At 64.2% G+C, this 15944-nt stretch carries 30 protein-coding genes; 21 read left to right on the top strand and 9 right to left on the bottom strand.

The window, feature by feature from the left end; all coding sequences use genetic code 11:
• Position 1: 1 nt before the first annotated feature.
• From EJO71_RS25725 to EJO71_RS25685, 9 genes are all read right to left on the bottom strand, one after another.
• Complete coding sequence (locus EJO71_RS25725; RefSeq protein ID WP_240651506.1) at positions 2-1423, bottom strand: terminase family protein; 1422 nt, start codon at positions 1421-1423, stop codon at positions 2-4.
• A gap of 2 nt (positions 1424-1425) precedes the next feature.
• Positions 1426-1956, bottom strand: a complete 531-nt coding sequence (locus EJO71_RS25720; protein ID WP_125951324.1) for a DUF3486 family protein — start codon at positions 1954-1956, stop codon at positions 1426-1428.
• Between the two features lie 3 nt (positions 1957-1959).
• Entirely contained in the window at positions 1960-2289 is a 330-nt protein-coding gene (locus tag EJO71_RS25715) for a hypothetical protein (protein ID WP_240651507.1), read from the bottom strand.
• Positions 2282-2605 carry a hypothetical protein gene (locus tag EJO71_RS25710; protein WP_125951325.1) on the bottom strand — a complete coding sequence of 108 codons (324 nt, stop codon included), beginning with the start codon at positions 2603-2605 and terminating at the stop codon, positions 2282-2284. The genes EJO71_RS25715 and EJO71_RS25710 overlap by 8 nt, the downstream gene beginning before the upstream one ends.
• Positions 2602-3126, bottom strand: a complete 525-nt coding sequence (locus EJO71_RS25705) for a hypothetical protein (protein WP_125951326.1) — start codon at positions 3124-3126, stop codon at positions 2602-2604. Before EJO71_RS25705 ends, EJO71_RS25710 begins: the two co-directional genes overlap by 4 nt.
• Positions 3123-3353 carry a hypothetical protein gene (locus EJO71_RS25700; protein ID WP_125951327.1) on the bottom strand — a complete coding sequence of 77 codons (231 nt, stop codon included), beginning with the start codon at positions 3351-3353 and terminating at the stop codon, positions 3123-3125. Before EJO71_RS25700 ends, EJO71_RS25705 begins: the two co-directional genes overlap by 4 nt.
• 290 nt (positions 3354-3643) lie before the next feature.
• Positions 3644-4309, bottom strand: coding sequence for a glycoside hydrolase family 19 protein (locus tag EJO71_RS25695; protein WP_164546899.1), 666 nt, complete (start codon positions 4307-4309; stop codon positions 3644-3646).
• 68 nt (positions 4310-4377) lie between these two features.
• On the bottom strand, positions 4378-4767 hold the full coding sequence (locus EJO71_RS25690; RefSeq protein WP_125951328.1) for a hypothetical protein: 390 nt from the start codon (positions 4765-4767) through the stop codon (positions 4378-4380).
• Between the two features lie 11 nt (positions 4768-4778).
• Positions 4779-5639 carry a helix-turn-helix domain-containing protein gene (locus tag EJO71_RS25685; protein WP_164546900.1) on the bottom strand — a complete coding sequence of 287 codons (861 nt, stop codon included), beginning with the start codon at positions 5637-5639 and terminating at the stop codon, positions 4779-4781.
• Positions 5640-5749: 110 nt separating this feature from the next.
• On the opposite strand from EJO71_RS25685, the gene EJO71_RS25680 reads away from it, so the two are divergent.
• The 21 genes from EJO71_RS25680 (at position 5750) to EJO71_RS25585 (ending at position 15939) form a co-directional block, all read left to right on the top strand.
• Complete coding sequence (locus EJO71_RS25680; RefSeq protein WP_125951330.1) at positions 5750-6046, top strand: helix-turn-helix domain-containing protein; 297 nt, start codon at positions 5750-5752, stop codon at positions 6044-6046.
• Entirely contained in the window at positions 6043-8172 is a 2130-nt protein-coding gene (locus EJO71_RS25675; RefSeq protein WP_125951331.1) for a DDE-type integrase/transposase/recombinase, read from the top strand. Before EJO71_RS25680 ends, EJO71_RS25675 begins: the two co-directional genes overlap by 4 nt.
• Positions 8173-8325: 153 nt before the next feature.
• Entirely contained in the window at positions 8326-8994 is a 669-nt protein-coding gene (locus EJO71_RS25670) for an ATP-binding protein (protein WP_164546901.1), read from the top strand.
• Positions 8994-9614 carry a hypothetical protein gene (locus tag EJO71_RS25665; RefSeq protein WP_125951333.1) on the top strand — a complete coding sequence of 207 codons (621 nt, stop codon included), beginning with the start codon at positions 8994-8996 and terminating at the stop codon, positions 9612-9614. The genes EJO71_RS25670 and EJO71_RS25665 overlap by 1 nt, the downstream gene beginning before the upstream one ends.
• Entirely contained in the window at positions 9601-9963 is a 363-nt protein-coding gene (locus tag EJO71_RS25660; protein ID WP_125951334.1) for an XRE family transcriptional regulator, read from the top strand. Before EJO71_RS25665 ends, EJO71_RS25660 begins: the two co-directional genes overlap by 14 nt.
• Positions 9963-10130 carry a hypothetical protein gene (locus EJO71_RS34445; protein WP_164546902.1) on the top strand — a complete coding sequence of 56 codons (168 nt, stop codon included), beginning with the start codon at positions 9963-9965 and terminating at the stop codon, positions 10128-10130. The genes EJO71_RS25660 and EJO71_RS34445 overlap by 1 nt, the downstream gene beginning before the upstream one ends.
• A complete protein-coding gene (locus EJO71_RS25655; protein ID WP_125951335.1) occupies positions 10127-10396 on the top strand; it encodes a hypothetical protein in 270 nt (89 codons plus the stop codon). The genes EJO71_RS34445 and EJO71_RS25655 overlap by 4 nt, the downstream gene beginning before the upstream one ends.
• Positions 10393-10908 (top strand): hypothetical protein, encoded by a 516-nt coding sequence (locus EJO71_RS25650; protein WP_125951336.1) that lies wholly within the window; start codon positions 10393-10395, stop codon positions 10906-10908. The genes EJO71_RS25655 and EJO71_RS25650 overlap by 4 nt, the downstream gene beginning before the upstream one ends.
• Positions 10905-11411 (top strand): hypothetical protein, encoded by a 507-nt coding sequence (locus tag EJO71_RS25645; RefSeq protein WP_125951337.1) that lies wholly within the window; start codon positions 10905-10907, stop codon positions 11409-11411. The genes EJO71_RS25650 and EJO71_RS25645 overlap by 4 nt, the downstream gene beginning before the upstream one ends.
• 13 nt (positions 11412-11424) lie before the next feature.
• The gene (locus tag EJO71_RS25640; protein WP_125951541.1) at positions 11425-11766 is read left to right on the top strand and encodes a hypothetical protein; all 342 of its coding nucleotides are present in this window, start codon (positions 11425-11427) and stop codon (positions 11764-11766) included.
• Positions 11767-11790: 24 nt separating this feature from the next.
• A complete protein-coding gene (locus EJO71_RS25635) occupies positions 11791-12408 on the top strand; it encodes a DUF3164 family protein (protein ID WP_125951338.1) in 618 nt (205 codons plus the stop codon).
• Positions 12405-12968 (top strand): hypothetical protein, encoded by a 564-nt coding sequence (locus EJO71_RS25630; protein WP_125951339.1) that lies wholly within the window; start codon positions 12405-12407, stop codon positions 12966-12968. Before EJO71_RS25635 ends, EJO71_RS25630 begins: the two co-directional genes overlap by 4 nt.
• Positions 12968-13195, top strand: a complete 228-nt coding sequence (locus EJO71_RS25625; RefSeq protein ID WP_125951340.1) for a hypothetical protein — start codon at positions 12968-12970, stop codon at positions 13193-13195. The genes EJO71_RS25630 and EJO71_RS25625 overlap by 1 nt, the downstream gene beginning before the upstream one ends.
• Complete coding sequence (locus tag EJO71_RS25620) at positions 13195-13491, top strand: hypothetical protein (RefSeq protein ID WP_125951341.1); 297 nt, start codon at positions 13195-13197, stop codon at positions 13489-13491. Before EJO71_RS25625 ends, EJO71_RS25620 begins: the two co-directional genes overlap by 1 nt.
• Positions 13484-14068, top strand: a complete 585-nt coding sequence (locus EJO71_RS25615; RefSeq protein ID WP_125951342.1) for a hypothetical protein — start codon at positions 13484-13486, stop codon at positions 14066-14068. Before EJO71_RS25620 ends, EJO71_RS25615 begins: the two co-directional genes overlap by 8 nt.
• Positions 14055-14321 (top strand): hypothetical protein, encoded by a 267-nt coding sequence (locus EJO71_RS25610; RefSeq protein ID WP_125951343.1) that lies wholly within the window; start codon positions 14055-14057, stop codon positions 14319-14321. The genes EJO71_RS25615 and EJO71_RS25610 overlap by 14 nt, the downstream gene beginning before the upstream one ends.
• Entirely contained in the window at positions 14314-14793 is a 480-nt protein-coding gene (locus tag EJO71_RS34830) for a hypothetical protein (protein WP_240651508.1), read from the top strand. The genes EJO71_RS25610 and EJO71_RS34830 overlap by 8 nt, the downstream gene beginning before the upstream one ends.
• 3 nt (positions 14794-14796) lie before the next feature.
• Positions 14797-15171, top strand: a complete 375-nt coding sequence (locus EJO71_RS25600) for a hypothetical protein (protein WP_125951344.1) — start codon at positions 14797-14799, stop codon at positions 15169-15171.
• Positions 15172-15173: 2 nt separating this feature from the next.
• Positions 15174-15461 (top strand): hypothetical protein, encoded by a 288-nt coding sequence (locus EJO71_RS25595; RefSeq protein ID WP_125951345.1) that lies wholly within the window; start codon positions 15174-15176, stop codon positions 15459-15461.
• A complete protein-coding gene (locus EJO71_RS25590; RefSeq protein WP_125951346.1) occupies positions 15458-15745 on the top strand; it encodes a hypothetical protein in 288 nt (95 codons plus the stop codon). The genes EJO71_RS25595 and EJO71_RS25590 overlap by 4 nt, the downstream gene beginning before the upstream one ends.
• Complete coding sequence (locus EJO71_RS25585) at positions 15742-15939, top strand: hypothetical protein (RefSeq protein ID WP_125951347.1); 198 nt, start codon at positions 15742-15744, stop codon at positions 15937-15939. Before EJO71_RS25590 ends, EJO71_RS25585 begins: the two co-directional genes overlap by 4 nt.
• Positions 15940-15944: the final 5 nt, after the last annotated feature.

Below are 15944 nucleotides of genomic sequence, written 5' to 3'. Positions count from 1 at the left end.
GTCATGACAGGTACCCCTTGAGCTGGTTGTTGACCGATCCGGAAGACGACGCCGGCCGGCTGGCCACGTTGACTGGCCCAGCCGCCGTTTCCGTGGCGTGCTGGGCCAGGGCCAGCGCCCAGAACCGGTCGGCGTGCCCGTCAGGCGTGCTCTCGGCCACGAAGCGGATGTTGCCGGCGGGCGTGGTCACCTTCTGGACCTTGCGCAGGTCGGCGCGGATCTTTGGGTCTTCGGGGATCCGGAGCTTCCGGTCCTCCATCGCCCCCTTCAGCGGGTAGGCCAGCGCTTCCTTGACCTGGCCGGTGAAGCTGACACCCTCGATGCGCGAGGTGCCGAACCTGTCCTGTGCGTCATCGACCCAGCCGATACCCAGACCGGTCTGGTCGATGCATACCCGCTTGCAGATCTCGAACCACGGCCACAGGATCTTCTCCTGGTCGCTCTTGCGCATCTTCTCCATCGTCTCGATGTGGCGGGTGTAGAGCACATCCCCGAGCTGCTCGACCACCCACAGCACCGTCAGGTCTTTCTTGCGACCGATGTCCACGCCGGCGTACAGCGGACCGACGAAGGGGCCTTCGAGACCCCGTTTCCAATCCACGCCACCAGCGTATTCGCATGCGGTGATGAGGCCATATTCCAGGAACTTGGCATCGTCGTCAGCTGGGATGCATTGGTATTCCTGGTCGAACGACTCTTCGTCGGCTGCACCGTTCTTCACGAAGTCGAAGTACTCGGCCTCGTTCATGCTCTGCTGCTCGGCGTCTTTGGGCAGCGCCTGCTGCAGCTTGAACAAGAAACCCTGTTCCAGGGCATCCTGCAGCGTGACGCGGTGCAGGCTGATGCGCTTGGGGTTGCCGCCGTGGCGGGCCTCGCGCACCAGCTGGTTGAAGAAGCTGTGCGAGCCGCGGTGCGTGCTCACCAGCTCCATGCTGCCACCCCAGGTGATACCGGGATAGGCGATCGCCCAGAGCTTGCGCTGGTCGGCGTGCAGCGCGAACTCGTCCAGGATGCGGCTGCCGCGCTTGCCGGCCTGGGCGTCCGGGTTGCTGGACATGCTGTGGATGCGCCGACCGCTGGCGAACTGCAGCACGTAGGCGCTGATGCGCTTCTCAGCGTCGAGCACCACCTCGCCCAGATCCTTGGCCGCGCGGTTCATCACTGTGGCCCACAGCTTGCAATCCTCGATGAACAGGCGCGCCTGGATGTCGTCGCGGCTGCTCACCCATTCATCATGCCGGGCGCCCTGTGCCGCTGCGCGCTCGTCGGCGCCATACGCCGTCGACCAGCTGATGCCGATCTGGCGCGACTTCTCCATCAGCTTGATGCGCGATTCGTCCTTGATCCACTTCGACTGAAAGGGAAGGAAGATGGCGTCCCGATCCTTCGGGATGCACTTGGCGCGGCCCTTGAGTGTGCTCATGCTCAAACGATGCCCAGCGCCTCGCGGATGGCAGCCTTGGTGTCAGGCGTCACGCCGCCCTTGTTCGGCATGGCTTCGAGTTTCGCGCGCTGCTCTTCCAGCAGCTCGCGCCGGGCCTCCGCCCGAGCCTCCGCCGCCCAGCGCTTCTGGCTGACGGCGCTGCGCGTCATGTCGGCGACGGAGCGCGAGAACTTGGTGAGGTCGATTTTCTTGGGGTCGATCTCCAGATCCATCAGGATGGCGAACATCTTCTCCTGGGTGAGACGCACCAGCGCCTCGCTCATGGCCCCTTCGTTGTCCGGGCTGGCGGCCACGATGGCGCGGGCCTGCTCGGTGCTGGCCTTCAACTGCGCCATGCGCTCTTCGAACTTGCTGCCGTAGCGATGCAGCGAGCTCTTCGAGATCGCGGCGCCCTTGGCCTTGAGGTCGATGGCCAGCGCGACGTAGTCGCTGAAGCCGCGCTTTACCAGCTCGTCGTCAAGCCATTCCTTCAGCTCGCGCGGTAGCGCGTCGACGGTGCTTCGCTTGGGCATGAATCAGCCCTTCGCATAGTTCTGGGGCCGAGCGATGCCAGGCTCGCAGTCCACGGTGTACTCAACCAGGTCGACGCCCCAGCGGGTCAACTCGACGAACCAGCGATCCAGCGGATCGCGATTGATCTTCACCAGCTCGCGCTCTTCCAGATAGTCGAGCTGGCGGCGCACCTCCAGTTCGGAGGCATCGGGGTACACCGTGCGGATGATGGGCAGCATGGCGCTTGTGTAAAGGCCTTGCGGCCGCGACACGTTGGTGATCTGCAGCAGGTGCCAGCGCACGGCTTCGCGCCGTGCCTTGTCGAGCAGGATCTGGTTGATGATTTCAGCCACGGTTCTTCCCTTCGATGAGCATGCGTTCGATGGTCAGTCGCAGGTTGTCGACGGTGACCTGGAACGAAGCGATGACACGCGTGAAATCCTCGCGCCGCACGTAGTCGCGCGGCAGCTCGACGCGCAGATCCGTGAGATCGCGCTCCAACCGGCGATCGCTCTCGTCCTGCGTGGTGAGGCGCTGGTGGATGGCGTTGAACTTCTCGTCCAGGGATTTCGCGGACTGGGCGAGCATCATCTTGGCGATGCCCCAGAACGCGCCGAGGATCATGGTGGTTAGGGTGATGAACTGCCAGAGCTCAAGTTCAATCTTCATGGGGTGATGTCGGCTGCTGGTTGAGGGGCGCGGCACACGTTGGCCGCATCGGCCTGCAGGCCGATCACTTGGTCGCGGAGCTGATCAGCTGCTGCTGCCACTGACTGATATCGCGTTGCGCAGCTTCCGAGAAGCTCTCGGCCGGTGGCGGCTTCGCGAGCGAGGGCGGCAACGCAGGCAGCGTCACAGGACGCGGGCAGCTGACGCCGATTGAGGGCTGCAATGGTGGCGAGCAGGCGACCACGCTCAGTAGCGGCAGCAGCATCGCGAGCATCGCGAAGCGCCGCCAGGCGGGCTTGTTCATCGGCATTCCTTTCGGAGTTCTTCATTCGGATCAACAGATCCGCGTTGGCCTGGCGCTGCAGCTGCGCGCTGGCCTCCAGATCGGTGCGCGTCTGGGCGTCCCAGCGGCCCTGCACGTTGGCTTCGCCCAGGCCGACCCAATGCGCGCGAAGCGCCACGCCGGCAGCGACCACTGCGGCGGCGATCGCGGCCAGGACTGCGAGGCGGATCCAGTTCATTTCGGAGCGTCTTCCTGGTCGACATGCAGACCGGGCTGCAGCAACACCCGGCAGACCACGATCAGCACAGCGAAGGCGAGGCTGATGTACGGCCACCAGTTCTGGGGCACCAGTGGCTGCAGAAGGGGCAGGACGTCGGCCTGCACCATCGAGAGGGCGGCCAGCGCGACAGCAGCCCAGATGCTGGCCATCTTCCAGGCCTGGCGGATCTCGGGGATGAGTTTCATGCGTGCCCCCGGGCTGTCTTGCGATGGCGGGCCACATTGCGCTTCTTCGCCGCTACGCGTTGTGCGTGGCGATTGCTCCAGCCATAGGCGGCGCGCCTGGCTGAGCTTCGATTGCCAGGGTTGCCGGAGAACACGGGGAGGATGGCCCGGCCGCGCCGTGCGGTCGCGGGCGGTGCCGCGCGCTCTACCTGGTTAGTCACGGCAATCGGGTTCGCGAAGACCGCGCTGAACGCGAGCGCACTCGCAAAGAGGGAGGATCGACCAAGCATTTCAGTCCTTTCGAAGGTCGTTCAAACGATGCCGAGGGCTTCTTTGGCGATCGCCCAGCGATTCAGGCGATCGGCGTAACCGTTGAGGCCGCCATTGATACGGCGGGTGATCTGCTCGAAGTTGCCGGCATCAGCCAGCGCATTGAGGCCCCTCATGTCCCAGAAGTCGGCTGCGCTGTAGGCGCCCCACTCGGGGTCGCAGAGCTTTTCGGGGTGGTCTTCGAAGTTCGGCACGCGCGTGCCAAAGCGCACGCGCAGGCGATCGCGCACCTTGATGCAGTTGGCTCGGCCAGTGGTGCCGACAGGCCCGTGTGCGCGGTAGAGCCAGCCATCGCCAGGCTGGGTGTTGCCCAGGTTGACTCGCCCCCACTCGCCGCCGTAGATGCGATTGGCGATCTCCACCTGGTCGGCGGGATGTGCGGCGGTCCGCCCATAGGTGAGCGCATCGAGTCTGCTGATGCGATCGCGCGAGAACTTCGCGATCAGTGCCTCGGCGGAATAGTTGAGGCTCTCGACCAGTCGGCTCAGCCCGGCCGATTCGTGGCCGAGCTGGGCCAAGAACGCGGCCTGGCGCTGGGGCGTGTTGATGGCATAGGCGACCATCGCCGCGTTGAGGTACACGACGAAGGCCTCCGCACGCTGCAAGGCAGCGCCGGTGCAGGCGGCGATCTGTTGAAGGGAAAGCATGCCCGGCAGAATGCCGGGCGGGGGGCGATCAAGGCAGTGTGACGGCCGTCACTCCGCCTACTGCTCGGTCAAGGCGCCGGCAACTGCGACTCAATGCTCACGACCAGTGCCCCGGCTTGGCGTGCTTGATCGGCGGTGAGGCGCCCGCAGTACAGATCCTTGTTGGACACGTCGCCAGCGTGCGCCTTATCAGCGTGACGCTTCAAGATCACTGCATACCACGCGCACCCCACGATCGCAGCGGGCGGCTGCTCCCGAGCGGCTTCAGATGCCCAGACATACGCAAAATTTCGCATTGCTTGGTAGTCCCCTTTGCGTGCCGCCGCCTCGCTCAAGGTGAGGCGGGCCCGCACCGGCGAGGACAGTTGTTGCTCCAACTTGGAGACATCTAGTGGCTGGCCGTGGGCGACCATCGCAAGCGCCGCGAGTGCCAACCCGCACAAGACATGAAGCTTCATCTCTACCCTCGTCAATTCAGTGTGATGCCTGCCCAGCGCAGACGGCCCAGAATCTGAAAGTCGCGTTCGCCGTCATCATCCGCCGTGATGTCGAACGGCGGAAACTCCGCTTGATTTTTGCTCGATACGCGAAGCGTGCGGCCTGGCAAGCGTTGAAGGCTCTTGATCAAGAGCGCGCCGTCGAGGCGAACCATATGAACACCTTCAGTCGTGGCATCGCAATCTCTGCGATCCAACATCGCAACGTCGCTGGGATGCAGTAGGGGCTCCATCGACCGGCCACGCACACCAACCAGCGCCAGCTCATTGTGAGAGATACCCAGTGCGTGGCGGATGTAGGACCGCTCGAACGGGCGCATGGCCTTGACCAACTCCAGATCGTTGAAGACGCCCGGGCCCGCACTTGCCGCGATGTCGAAGTGCGGAACATAGATGTAGTCCCCGACTTCGACAGCTACGAGGGACATGGGCACCGACTCGGCTGCTGATGCTCGCGTGATCTGTGTCTCCGTGCCGTCGCCGTGCCCAGACTCAAAGCGGCCTTGAGGAAACGGTGACCCTAGAAGTAGCCACGCTGCGGAGACGTCGGTCGCCTTCGCAATTTTGAGAATCAAGGAAGCATCCGGCACGGCCTTGCCTCTCTCGATCTTGCTGACCGTATTGCTGTGGACTCCGATGGCATCGGCGAGGTCTTGCTGAGCTGTGGCGCCGCGCGCCAGCTTCACCCGTCCGCCAATCACGCTGGCGACGTCGACCCCCTCTATGGCATCGCCCTCGTCTGCATCCACTCCTGGAACATGACGAGACGCGGCTACTTCACTCTTAATTGTGTCCATAAACACAATTAGATGTTGGCGAGACTGGCCGGTCAACTGTGGATCCATACATACGGTCAACAGGGGAACCCCTCGGAGTGGGTCGTCACAAAAAAAGTTGAGCAGACCTCTTTTGAATTCACTCAATTGTGTTTATGATTCCAATCATGGACACACAAACGGTTGAAGTCACCGAGGATTGGCACCCCGCCGACGTGGTGGCGGCCCTCCGAAAGAGGGGTACTTCACTCAATAAGATTGGTGTGGCTCACGGCTACACACACATTCAAGGGGTTTTGACTCGCCCGTGGTGGGCGGTCGAGCAGATCGTGGCAAGTGCGCTACAGCTGCCGCCGGCAGAGATCTGGCCGTCCCGCTACGCGCCTGGCGTCTCGCGAGAACACGCGAAAAAGCTGACGCGCAACAAGCGCGCGCTTCGTGAGATTCGTCGGAGGGCTGCGTGACTGCATACGCAACAGCATCCGATCTGGCCGGGCTGCCCGGCTTCCCCTCATCCGAATTTCGAGCCAGGGCAGCAGCAGCGCGCCTTGGACTCCCGAGCCGTCCCCGCCCCGGTCGAGGCGGCGGCCTTGAATATGCAGTCGAGGCATTGCCTCCAGCGGCCCGGCTCGCATGGGCCGCACGTTGCTCAGCCGCGAATGAAGGCCAGATGGCCTCCACGCAAACCGCGACCCAAGCCCGCGCATCAGCTTCCCGTGGGCCGGCGCTGGTCACAGGCTGGCGCAAGGATCGCCAGGACGCGATCGCGCGCGTCCTCGTGCTTTTTCAGCGGTTCTGGCAGGCCTACGGTGGTCCGCTGACGCCTGCGCTCAAGGCGTTCTGCCATGCCTGGAGCGGTGGCCTGTGCTCGATCGATATCCCGGCTGACGCCTCTCTGCGCGAAGCCTTCCCCCGCATCACCTTCAGCAGCCTGCGTGCCTGGCACCTCGGCGTGCAAGAAAAGGGACTGGCGGCCATCACGCCGCGCGAGCACCACCGCAAGGGCCAGTACGCCGCATTGGCCGGCGAGGTTGGCAACGCGATGCTCGCTCTCCTGATCGACAAGCCGCACCTCTCGGCTCAAAGCCTCTACGACGCGCTGGAAACCCAGTTCCCCAATCTCCCCACCGTGCGCTCATTCCGCCGCGCGCTGGGGTACTGGAAGTCGCAGAACGCCCAACTGCTCGAAGCCGTCGTCAACCCGGATGGCTGGCGCAACAAGTACATGAGTGCCGCTGGCAGCTACAGCGAGGGCATCACCGCACCCAATCAGAAGTGGGAAATGGACAGCACGGTGGGCGACGTGATGCTCACCGATGGCCGGCGCCACCATGTGGTCGGCGTGATCGACGTCTTCACGCGCCGCCGCCTGTTCATCGTCACGCGCACTAGCCGCGCCAACGCGATCATGAGCCTGATCAGGCTAGCGATCCTGGCATGGGGCGTACCCGAGGAGATCAAGACCGACAACGGTGCCGACTACGTCGCCGAAGTTCTCGAATCGGGGCTGTTGGGCTTGAACATCAAGCACTCGCTGTGCCACAAGTTCTCCCCACACGAGAAGCCGCACATCGAGCGTGCCATCGGCTCGCTGATGCACCAGTTGTACGAGACCTTGGGCGGGTACGTCGGCCACAGCGTCGCCGAGCGTAAGGGCATCGAGGCCCGCAAGGGCTTTGCCGAGCGGATCATGAAGGACGAATCCTTCACGGCGGAAATGAGGCTGTCGCCCGAGCAACTGCAGGGCGAGATCGACGCCTACTGCAATCGCCTTCTCGACAAGCCACGCAGCTACCTCGCCGACCGCACGCCTCGCCAGATGGCGACGGGCTTCCAGATCAAGTCGATCGGCGAACGTGCGCTCGACGTACTGCTAGCACCCAGCGCGCACAACGGCACAGCCCGCGTCGGCAAGAAGGGACTTCGGATCGGCCGAGGCGGCTTCTACAACCACGCGCTGCTCGGTGGCATGGAGGGGCAGACCGTCCAGGTCAAGATTGACGACACGAACATCGGCCGCTGCTGGGTGTTCGATCTCGACGGCATCTTTGTCTGCGAGGCCCTCGATTACGCCCGCCTGGGCATCAACAGCGCCGAGGTCGCGGCTGAGCGCAAGTCGCACCAGCTCAAGGTGCTGCGCGCGTCCAAGAAGCAGCTCAAGGCGCTCACGAGCGAATTCGATACGAACGCCGCCATCGCGGCCATCAACCGCCGCAACACCGACGCGGCCATTGAAGCCTCCGCCAACGTGGTGCCCATCCATCGCGCGCCGATGGAGCACACCAGCCCGACCATCGAATCGATCACCGCCGCAGATGCGCCCGTGGTCAGCGATGCGCAGATCACCGCCGCACAGGTGGCGCTGGCCGAGCGAATGGTCAAGCCGGCCGAGGTGAAGCCCCTGCAGACCACGCCCCAGGAGCGCTATGCGCGGTGGCTGCTGCTGGAGGCGCGCGCGCAGCGCGGCGAGGCGCTCACCCCCGAAGAAAAGAACTGGTTTGAAGGCTACGTGAATGGTGCCGAGTGGGCATCGCAACGGCGCTTTTTCGAGACGTTTGGGCTGACCCCCGAACAGGTGCTGGCTGGCTGAGCGATCAGGCGGCGGGCAAAAAAACGCCCGGCAAGGCTGGCAGGCCGAACCGGGCAATCACTTGAAGTGAAGGAACGGAGTATGACAAAAAAATTGGCAACAGCGGGCGGCTCGGTCGCGCCGACCAGCAACATCGGCCTCATCCACACCACGATGGAAGCGCTGACGGAGCGCTCTGCGGGCCTGCCGGGCATCGGCACCTTCTACGGCCCCAGCGGCCTTGGCAAGAGCTTCGGCGCTAGCTACGCGAGCCACCCTGCCGGTTTCAACGGAATCTATGTGTGCTGCCGCAGCATTGAGACCAAGAAGAGCTTCGCCGAACTGATCTGCAAGTCGATTGGCATCCAGGCGCGCGGCAACGTCCCAGCCATCTTCGACGAGATCGTGCAGGTGCTGGTGGCCAGCAACCGGCCGCTGATCGTGGACGAGGTCGACTACATCGTCGACAGCCGCACACTGGAATTCATTCGCGATCTGCATGACGCCTCGGGGGCGGCCGTGCTGCTGATCGGCGAAGAGCATCTGCCCGCCAAGCTCAAGAAGCACGAGCGCTTCGACAACCGCGTGCTGGTGTGGCAACCGGCCGTGCGCTGCACGCCGGCCGACTTCGATCACCTCGCGAAACAGTACGTCGGCGACATCGAGATCGCGCCTGAACTCAAAAAGCGCGTGCTCAATGAGACCAACGGCATCACGCGGCGCGTCGTGGTCAACCTGGAGAACATCAAGCGCTGGTGTGATCGCCAAGGCACCAAGGTTGCACCGGCGGATGCCCAAGTGGATCTGTACACCGGCACCGCGCCGGGCCGGAGGCTCGCCTGATGGCACGCAAGCCGATCCAGCACGAGCTGGTGGGCATGCTCACCCCGCGCCAGCGGCTGTGGCAGACCATGCGCAAGCTTCGCAGCTTCACCGTGATGGAACTGCAGGACAAGACCTCGCCGGTCGTCAACCTGTGGACCTGCAAGACATACGTCCAGTGGCTCGCGAAGGCTGGCTACCTGGCAGCCGAAGAGCGCGATGCGGGGTCCGCAGCGCTGTTTCAAGAGTTCACCTATCGCGTGATCAAGGACTCGTTCGAGGCCCCGCGCGTGACGGGCGAAGGCGGCAAGGTTGAACAGGGCGTGGCCACGTTGGCGATGTGGCGAGCGATGAAAGTGCTGCGCCAGTTCGACTATCTCGACATACAGCGAGCCGCGAGCGTCGGGGAATGCCAGGTCAGCCAGCAGTCGGCAAAGGCCTATGTCAACGCGCTCAGCCGAGCAGGCTACTTCCGGACGACCCGCCCCTCCAAGCCGAAGGTGCCAGCGCAATACCGATTGATACGCGACACCGGCGCACAAGCGCCCGCCATCACGCGCCGCAAGGTTGTCTTCGATCGGAACACGGGCGAGTTCTCCAACCTTGAGACGGCTCAGGAGGTGTGCGATGGCATCGAGTAAGACGCCTGCGGCCAAGCCACTGCCCGCCGATGCGCTGGAAGCCTTGCAGAAGCTCTGCGGCGCGACCACCCAGGCGGCAGCGGCTCGGCGGCTGGGCGTGAGCGATGCGGCCGTCAGTGGCGCCCTCAAGGGCCGCTACATCGGCAACGTCGAGCGCCTGGCCGAGCGCATCCGTGGCGAGCTGCTCAACGCAGTGGTGGAGTGCCCGGTGCTGGGTTCCATCACCGCGCGGATCTGCCAGGACGAGCGCGAGAAGCCGTTTCACACCGCCAACCCGATGCGAGTGCAGATCTGGCGCGCCTGCAAGAGCTGCCCCAACAACCCCAGCAACTTCAAGGGAGGCAAGTGATGGCTTCACGTTACGACCGTCCTTTGCTGCCCTGGATCCGGCGCCGTGCACGCAGGTTGATGCGCTGCCACGGCGTGCCGCGTCATGACGCAGTCCAGGACGCGGCCAACGACTACCGCTTCTTCGTAGGCCGAGGCTCGGCCGCAACCGCATGGAGACCCGTATGAACCTCATGAGCCGCCTGTTTGCCGACGCGCGCAGCGCACGGCGTCTGCGCGCTGCACGCGCCGAGATCCGTCGCACCGAGCGCGCCCTGGCCAAACGCTTCCGGCAGGACAACCCCGGCTACGACGAGCTGTCGGATCCGCTGTTCATCGCGATCATGGTGCTCGCTGCCCTCGTGATCGTGCTGGATGTACGTGGCGCAGGCGATGCCTCCGTCATCCTGACCTGGCTGCGTGTCGCCGCCTCTGCGATCTGGAGCTGGGCATGAGCACCGTCGCATCCAACACCCGCCGGCCGCACCTGACCAGCCCGACCCAGCGCGCCATCCTGCAGTACCTGCAGATGCATGGCGAGTGCACACAGGAGCAACTGGCGGCCGGCGTGCACCGGTTCTCGACCTGGCGCATCACCGCCGACAGCGTGCCTGGCGCACACAGGAACTGGCTTCCCGACCATCTCGGCCAACTGCGCGCGCAAGGGTACGTCTGCAAGCGGACGAACCAAGCCGGCGAGGTGGTGTGGTTCGTCGGCACCGAGCCGGTGGAGAGCGTCGCACAGGTCCCCGAGTTTCAGCCACCCACCACGGTTGCGGCGCCACGGCACATCGATGTGATGTTCGGTGCGGTCTATCGGCCCGCCATGTCTGCGCCAGCGCGCGCCGGCGCCGCCGCCCACACGCAGATCCCGAGCCTCATCGGAGGCCGACGCGTTGCCTACCGCGCCCCGATGCCCGAGCAATTCCACGCCGTCCCCAGCCGCCAGGAGGAATCCCCGCAATGAAGACCGTCGTTATCACCGATCGCTTGGACGCGGTCCCCAGCAAGCGTGTCGACGAGATAGGCGCGTTGCTTCAGCAGCTCATGAACGCGGTCGAATCGACCGATGCCGACATCGCGCTCAACGCGCTGCTCGGTGCCTACGTCAACTTGGCGCTCAAGACCAATCGCCTCAAGACCGCCTCGAAGGCCATGCAGCACGTGGTCGCGACCGTGCAGCAGATCGAGAAGCCCGCCGGGGCGAAGGATGCATCCGAAAGCGCCAGACCGGTCGCCAGCTCGATTCCTGACTTCATGGCGGCTTCAAACGCGCTGATGGATCAGTTGGAAGTGCAACTTGAAGGCACTCCGATCTACGTGCTGCTGACTGCGCTGCTGAACCTGTTCACACGCATCGCGCGCCAGTACCCCGAATCCACAGGCGTCAGTGCCCAAGCTGCTCTCCAGGCATCCCAGATGCTCACGACGGCCGCGACCAGCACCACACCTGGCGCGACGGTCCACTGAAGGCATCACCATGATGCAGATCACCTCCGCCCAGGTGCTGGCCGAGCTACAGCACCACATCGGCAAGGCGAACGGAATCCACGTTCGTGAGCTGGTACAGCGCATCACGGGGCAGCTCGCGAACCCCGACATGTTCCAGCGCCAGGTGCGCGACATCGTGGTCGAGCTGCGCAAGCAGGGCCTTCACATCTGCGCCACGCCCGCCGCCGGCTACTTCATGGCCGAGAGCGCGGAGGAGCTGATCGAGACATGCGTTTTTCTCTACGACCGCGCGATGACCACTCTCGTGCAGATCAGTGCCATGCAGGGCGTCTCACTGCCCGATCTGCGCGGGCAGCTTCGTCTTCCCACCTGACCAATTTTTCATCCGGAGAACCTCATGAACGAAAGATCCATTCACCCCGGCTATTGGGAAGACGCCAACGGCGCCCTGATCCCGACCAGCAAGATCAAAGAGATCGACAAGGACCGCCATCGCGTGGTGACCCAGCTCGTCGAGCAGGCCAAGGTCGAGAGTTCGCGCCTGGTGGCGTTCAAGGTCGCTGCAATGCAGGCCGTCAACGACTTCGTCGAGCGCAGCCTTGCTGCCTATGAAGTGAAGCATGGCGGCAAGAAGGGCAACGTCACGTTGGTGACTTTCGACGGCCGCTACAAGATCGTGCGTCAGATGCAGGAGTCGATCACCTTCGACGAGCGCCTGCAGGCGGCGAAAGCCCTGATCGACGAATGCATCCAGAGCTGGAGCAAGAGCAGCAACGTCAACCTCAAGGTGCTGGTGAATGACGCGTTCCAGGTCGACCAGCAGGGCAAGATCAGCACTGGCCGCGTGCTCGGCCTGCGCCGCCACGACATCGACGATGAAAAGTGGCAGTTGGCCATGAAAGCCATCGGCGACAGCATGCAGGTCGCCAGCACGAAGCCCTACATCCGCTTCTACGAGCGCGACCCGCACTCGGGCGACTACTTCCCCATCAGCCTGGACGTGGCGGCTGTATGAGCACCGTCTACACCCCCATGAAGGGCACGCTGCCCTGGAAGGTGATCGAGTTCCTGACCACCAACCCGGACGAGACGCTCACCGTCGATGACATCAGTGTCAAGTTCGGTGTGCCCGTGCGCGGTCTGCCTGTCCAGCTGACACCGGCGGTCGATTCCGGCGCCTTGGTGCGTGCCGAACACGAGGACGAGGATGAGATGGTGTACCGGCTCGGCGCTGGCCACCCGAAGATCAAGGCAAGGCCCAGCGTCCATCCCGCACTCGGTCCGGTGGGTGCAGCCCTGACGGGCGGCGCTGCAACGCGCAGGCCTCGCACCTACATCGATGCGTCAGCGATCCAGATCGACTGCGACGTTCCGATTCCAGCGCACGCCGGCAACGGTCGCACGAAGTGGGCTGCGCTACTCGATCGCATGGACCGCCAAGACAGTGCCGAGCTGCCTTACTCGGTGCGTGCGTCGCTCCAGAAATGCGTCAGCGAGTACGCGAAGAGCACTCAGAAGAAATTCACGATCCGCCGGATCGATGGCAACACGTTGCGCATCTGGAGGACCGAGTGATGGCCGCCGCAACCGTTGCCATCGATGTGAAGGTGCGCGATCTCTCTGGCGCCTATGTCACCGGTACTGTGCGCGGGCGGCGCTGCAGCTGCACGCACAGTGCTCAAGAAGCTGCGAAGCGACTGGGCGAGAAGATCTTCGGCGAGGGCTTCCTTCGCGTCGAAGAACTGGCCCGCCTGGAGGCGGGGGCATCCATGTGGCGGATCCACGGGGAGGAGGTCGCGTAATGGCCACCCGTGCCGCCAGCAAGTCCAACCAGGCAATGTGCTGCCTGACCGTGGGCTTCGTTCAGATCCTACTGCCCGCAGATGCGGGCCTCAAGGTCGCCGCGTTGCTGCGCGGTGCCGTGGATGGCCACCTGCGCTATGACGCCGCCGTCGATCGCGTCTTCGAGATCCAGGGCGAAGTCGACGTCGAGTACTGCGCCATCAAGGCCGGCCAGGTGCGCATGCCGAAGCCGCCCACCGCATCACCAGCGCCACTGGCCATAGGGCGCGAGCCACTGAAGCTCACTCATGGCTGATTCCGTCTCCCTCCTTGATCAGGTTGAGCCGACCACCGGCCGCTTGGTCTTCTCCCCGGCACCCTCGGGTGCCGGGGCCTTTCTTGAAAGGCCTTCCATGTCCAAGTTGACAGACGCCGAGCTGCAGATACTGCAGGACGGCTTCTACCCCGTCCCCGGCGATCTGATGCAGCGAGCCGCCGCCGAGATCGCGTACCTGCGCGGATTGATCAACAACCCGCACACCGAAGAGTTTCTCTCTGCGGTGCAGTATGAAGCAGCGCATCAGCGCTATCGCTTCGGCGAGGCGCACGACCGCCAGAAAAGCGCGGAGAACTGGCACTGGCTGCTCGGCAAGCTGGCGGGCAAGTGCCTGCGCGCCGTCATCACTGGTGACAAGGAAAAGGCCCTGCACCATACCGTCAGCTCGGCGGCGTCGCTGGCGAACTGGTTTCAGGCGATCAAGCTCGACACGTCCGGCTGCGGTGAAGGGCTGGATCTCGATCTGCCGTCGCTGGATACGAGCGAGGCCGACGCGCAGCACGTCGCAATGGGCAGCATCCTTCTGCGCACTGGGGGCAACGATGGCCACCGCTGATCGCAAGAAGCCCGCGAAGCTGCAGGTCAACATCTTCTCGACCACCTGGAAGGACGTGGTTCGCTTCGACGCCGACAACGACTTCCAGTCGATGGAGGTGATGGACGCGGCGGCCACGCTCGGCCGGAACAGCTTCGGCGATCGTTCGCGCTTCCGGATCGTGCGAGAGGATCCCGCCTTCACCGGCCAGGATGCCGACGTGATGACCGAGTGGACGCCCGGCAAGGGCTGGAAGGCGGTGCAGCATGGATAGCACCGTCATTGCCTTGTTCTGGTTCGTCGTCGCCTTCGCCGTGTTCGCTGGCGTGGCGTGGCTCTGCGGCTGGCAGCCAGTGGACATGCGCTCCGTGTTCCGAAAGGGCACGCCGGCGCACGGCGACGAACACGCGGCCTTCGAGGGCTACTGGGAGAAGGCCGGCGACGGCCGCTCGAAGATGGCTGCATGGGCCGCCTGGAAGTTCCGGGCGAACACGGCGCGCAGGCCCGGCCCGACAACACCTTCGGAGATCCTCGGCTCCCTGTTTGGCATCGCAGGCGCATGGCTGCTTGCCACGCAGTTCCATCCAGCCTGGGGCTTCGGTGCGTTCCTGGTCAGCAACCTTGGCTGGATCGCCTTCAGCGCGACCTTGCGGCATCGCTGGCTGCTCGTGCAGCAGCTGTTCTTTCTGGGCTCGAGCCTCATTGGCTTGTGGAACTGGTGGCTCGGGCCGCTGGTGCTGGGGTAGGCAATGAAAGACGCCCAGATTCTGGAGTTGGTTGAGTGCATGCAGCCCAAGCCTGGCCATGCATTCGACTTCGTCGGTTTTGCTCGCCTTGTCATTGCAGCCCATGTGATTGAACGCCGGCAAATCGCTGAGTCGCTTGAACTTGAGCCAGGCGCCACGCCACGGACCTGGAAGTTCACGACGAAGCACGCGGCGGTCAGCTCGGCCAAGGTGGCGCAAGGATTTCTGCGCTTCGTTGTACGCCCTTCGATGAACCCTCCTGGGTTCGGCGTGGATCCAGCGCACAACCGCATCCGCGTATTGCAGCAGCTCTGGCGCTCGCCATCTGGCGGAGAGCCGTGGTGGGAAGACGTCCCGCTCGAAAGCGAGGAGGGGTGACGATGAAACGCCAGATCCACGTCGTGATGGCCTGCACCGACTACGAAGGCGACAGACCGCTGCGTGGCTTTGCCGAAGCGGGCGCCGCAGCGGCATTCAAGGACAAGCTCGAAACCTACAGCGCCAGGCGCCCGCCAGCACCAGCCGAGTGCGTCGACACACCCGAGAACGACGCAGAGCATGAAGCGTGGTGGAAGAAGCTGGAGCGCTGGCGCGAGCGCCACCCGGCCGGCAAGGACCACTCCGATCACAACCACTTCGAAGTCATCGGACTTCCGTACACACCATGAATCGCTTCTGTGACGCTTTCAAGTGCGGCGCCACCGTGCAGTCGGGCCGCTTTCTGTGCCCGAATCACTGGCGCATGGTGCCCGTGGCCACGCAGCAGACCATCAACGCGCGCTACCGAGCGGGCCGGGCCAACTTCGGCTTTCTCAGTGACCTCGTCTATCTGCAGGCCTGCGTTGACGCCATCGACGGCATTGCCCGTAGCGAGTTCGGCGCGGGGCACCAGGCTGGCCCAGGCTCCTATCACCGACTGCTGCGCGTTGCGCAGCGAAAGGCCACGACATGAGAGCCCCCACCAATCGGCAACTGGCTGCGGGTCAGATCCGCAGTCTGCGCGCGCTACGCAAGAAACTTCTCTCGATGGCTGCCCAGTGGGATGGCCTCGACCAGTTCAACCTCAGCGCGCTGGAAGAGTTGGCCGATCGCTGCGAAACAGTGGCGACCGAGATGCTTGACGACTCGCCATCTGGAGACTCCTGATGGAC

Source organism: Variovorax sp. 679 (assembly GCF_003952185.1).
In the GTDB taxonomy this organism is placed as follows: Bacteria; Pseudomonadota; Gammaproteobacteria; order Burkholderiales; family Burkholderiaceae_C; genus Variovorax.
The sequence above is the reverse complement of the archived record's forward strand: the minus strand, read 5'-3'. Positions and strand labels throughout refer to the sequence as shown.

What these genes read in the sequence shown, in the direction of transcription:
- EJO71_RS25725 (WP_240651506.1), bottom strand. Translation starts at nt 1,423, where the DNA reads ATGAGCACACTCAAGGGCCGCGCCAAGTGCATCCCGAAGGATCGGGAC.
- EJO71_RS25720 (WP_125951324.1), bottom strand. Translation starts at nt 1,956, where the DNA reads ATGCCCAAGCGAAGCACCGTCGACGCGCTACCGCGCGAGCTGAAGGAA.
- EJO71_RS25710 (WP_125951325.1), bottom strand. Translation starts at nt 2,605, where the DNA reads ATGAAGATTGAACTTGAGCTCTGGCAGTTCATCACCCTAACCACCATG.
- EJO71_RS25705 (WP_125951326.1), bottom strand. Translation starts at nt 3,126, where the DNA reads ATGAACTGGATCCGCCTCGCAGTCCTGGCCGCGATCGCCGCCGCAGTG.
- EJO71_RS25700 (WP_125951327.1), bottom strand. Translation starts at nt 3,353, where the DNA reads ATGAAACTCATCCCCGAGATCCGCCAGGCCTGGAAGATGGCCAGCATC.
- EJO71_RS25695 (WP_164546899.1), bottom strand. Translation starts at nt 4,309, where the DNA reads ATGCTTTCCCTTCAACAGATCGCCGCCTGCACCGGCGCTGCCTTGCAG.
- EJO71_RS25690 (WP_125951328.1), bottom strand. Translation starts at nt 4,767, where the DNA reads ATGAAGCTTCATGTCTTGTGCGGGTTGGCACTCGCGGCGCTTGCGATG.
- EJO71_RS25680 (WP_125951330.1), top strand. Translation starts at nt 5,750, where the DNA reads ATGGACACACAAACGGTTGAAGTCACCGAGGATTGGCACCCCGCCGAC.
- EJO71_RS25670 (WP_164546901.1), top strand. Translation starts at nt 8,326, where the DNA reads ATGGAAGCGCTGACGGAGCGCTCTGCGGGCCTGCCGGGCATCGGCACC.
- EJO71_RS25665 (WP_125951333.1), top strand. Translation starts at nt 8,994, where the DNA reads ATGGCACGCAAGCCGATCCAGCACGAGCTGGTGGGCATGCTCACCCCG.
- EJO71_RS25660 (WP_125951334.1), top strand. Translation starts at nt 9,601, where the DNA reads ATGGCATCGAGTAAGACGCCTGCGGCCAAGCCACTGCCCGCCGATGCG.
- EJO71_RS34445 (WP_164546902.1), top strand. Translation starts at nt 9,963, where the DNA reads ATGGCTTCACGTTACGACCGTCCTTTGCTGCCCTGGATCCGGCGCCGT.
- EJO71_RS25655 (WP_125951335.1), top strand. Translation starts at nt 10,127, where the DNA reads ATGAACCTCATGAGCCGCCTGTTTGCCGACGCGCGCAGCGCACGGCGT.
- EJO71_RS25650 (WP_125951336.1), top strand. Translation starts at nt 10,393, where the DNA reads ATGAGCACCGTCGCATCCAACACCCGCCGGCCGCACCTGACCAGCCCG.
- EJO71_RS25645 (WP_125951337.1), top strand. Translation starts at nt 10,905, where the DNA reads ATGAAGACCGTCGTTATCACCGATCGCTTGGACGCGGTCCCCAGCAAG.
- EJO71_RS25640 (WP_125951541.1), top strand. Translation starts at nt 11,425, where the DNA reads ATGCAGATCACCTCCGCCCAGGTGCTGGCCGAGCTACAGCACCACATC.
- EJO71_RS25635 (WP_125951338.1), top strand. Translation starts at nt 11,791, where the DNA reads ATGAACGAAAGATCCATTCACCCCGGCTATTGGGAAGACGCCAACGGC.
- EJO71_RS25630 (WP_125951339.1), top strand. Translation starts at nt 12,405, where the DNA reads ATGAGCACCGTCTACACCCCCATGAAGGGCACGCTGCCCTGGAAGGTG.
- EJO71_RS25625 (WP_125951340.1), top strand. Translation starts at nt 12,968, where the DNA reads ATGGCCGCCGCAACCGTTGCCATCGATGTGAAGGTGCGCGATCTCTCT.
- EJO71_RS25620 (WP_125951341.1), top strand. Translation starts at nt 13,195, where the DNA reads ATGGCCACCCGTGCCGCCAGCAAGTCCAACCAGGCAATGTGCTGCCTG.
- EJO71_RS25615 (WP_125951342.1), top strand. Translation starts at nt 13,484, where the DNA reads ATGGCTGATTCCGTCTCCCTCCTTGATCAGGTTGAGCCGACCACCGGC.
- EJO71_RS25610 (WP_125951343.1), top strand. Translation starts at nt 14,055, where the DNA reads ATGGCCACCGCTGATCGCAAGAAGCCCGCGAAGCTGCAGGTCAACATC.
- EJO71_RS34830 (WP_240651508.1), top strand. Translation starts at nt 14,314, where the DNA reads ATGGATAGCACCGTCATTGCCTTGTTCTGGTTCGTCGTCGCCTTCGCC.
- EJO71_RS25600 (WP_125951344.1), top strand. Translation starts at nt 14,797, where the DNA reads ATGAAAGACGCCCAGATTCTGGAGTTGGTTGAGTGCATGCAGCCCAAG.
- EJO71_RS25595 (WP_125951345.1), top strand. Translation starts at nt 15,174, where the DNA reads ATGAAACGCCAGATCCACGTCGTGATGGCCTGCACCGACTACGAAGGC.
- EJO71_RS25590 (WP_125951346.1), top strand. Translation starts at nt 15,458, where the DNA reads ATGAATCGCTTCTGTGACGCTTTCAAGTGCGGCGCCACCGTGCAGTCG.
- EJO71_RS25585 (WP_125951347.1), top strand. Translation starts at nt 15,742, where the DNA reads ATGAGAGCCCCCACCAATCGGCAACTGGCTGCGGGTCAGATCCGCAGT.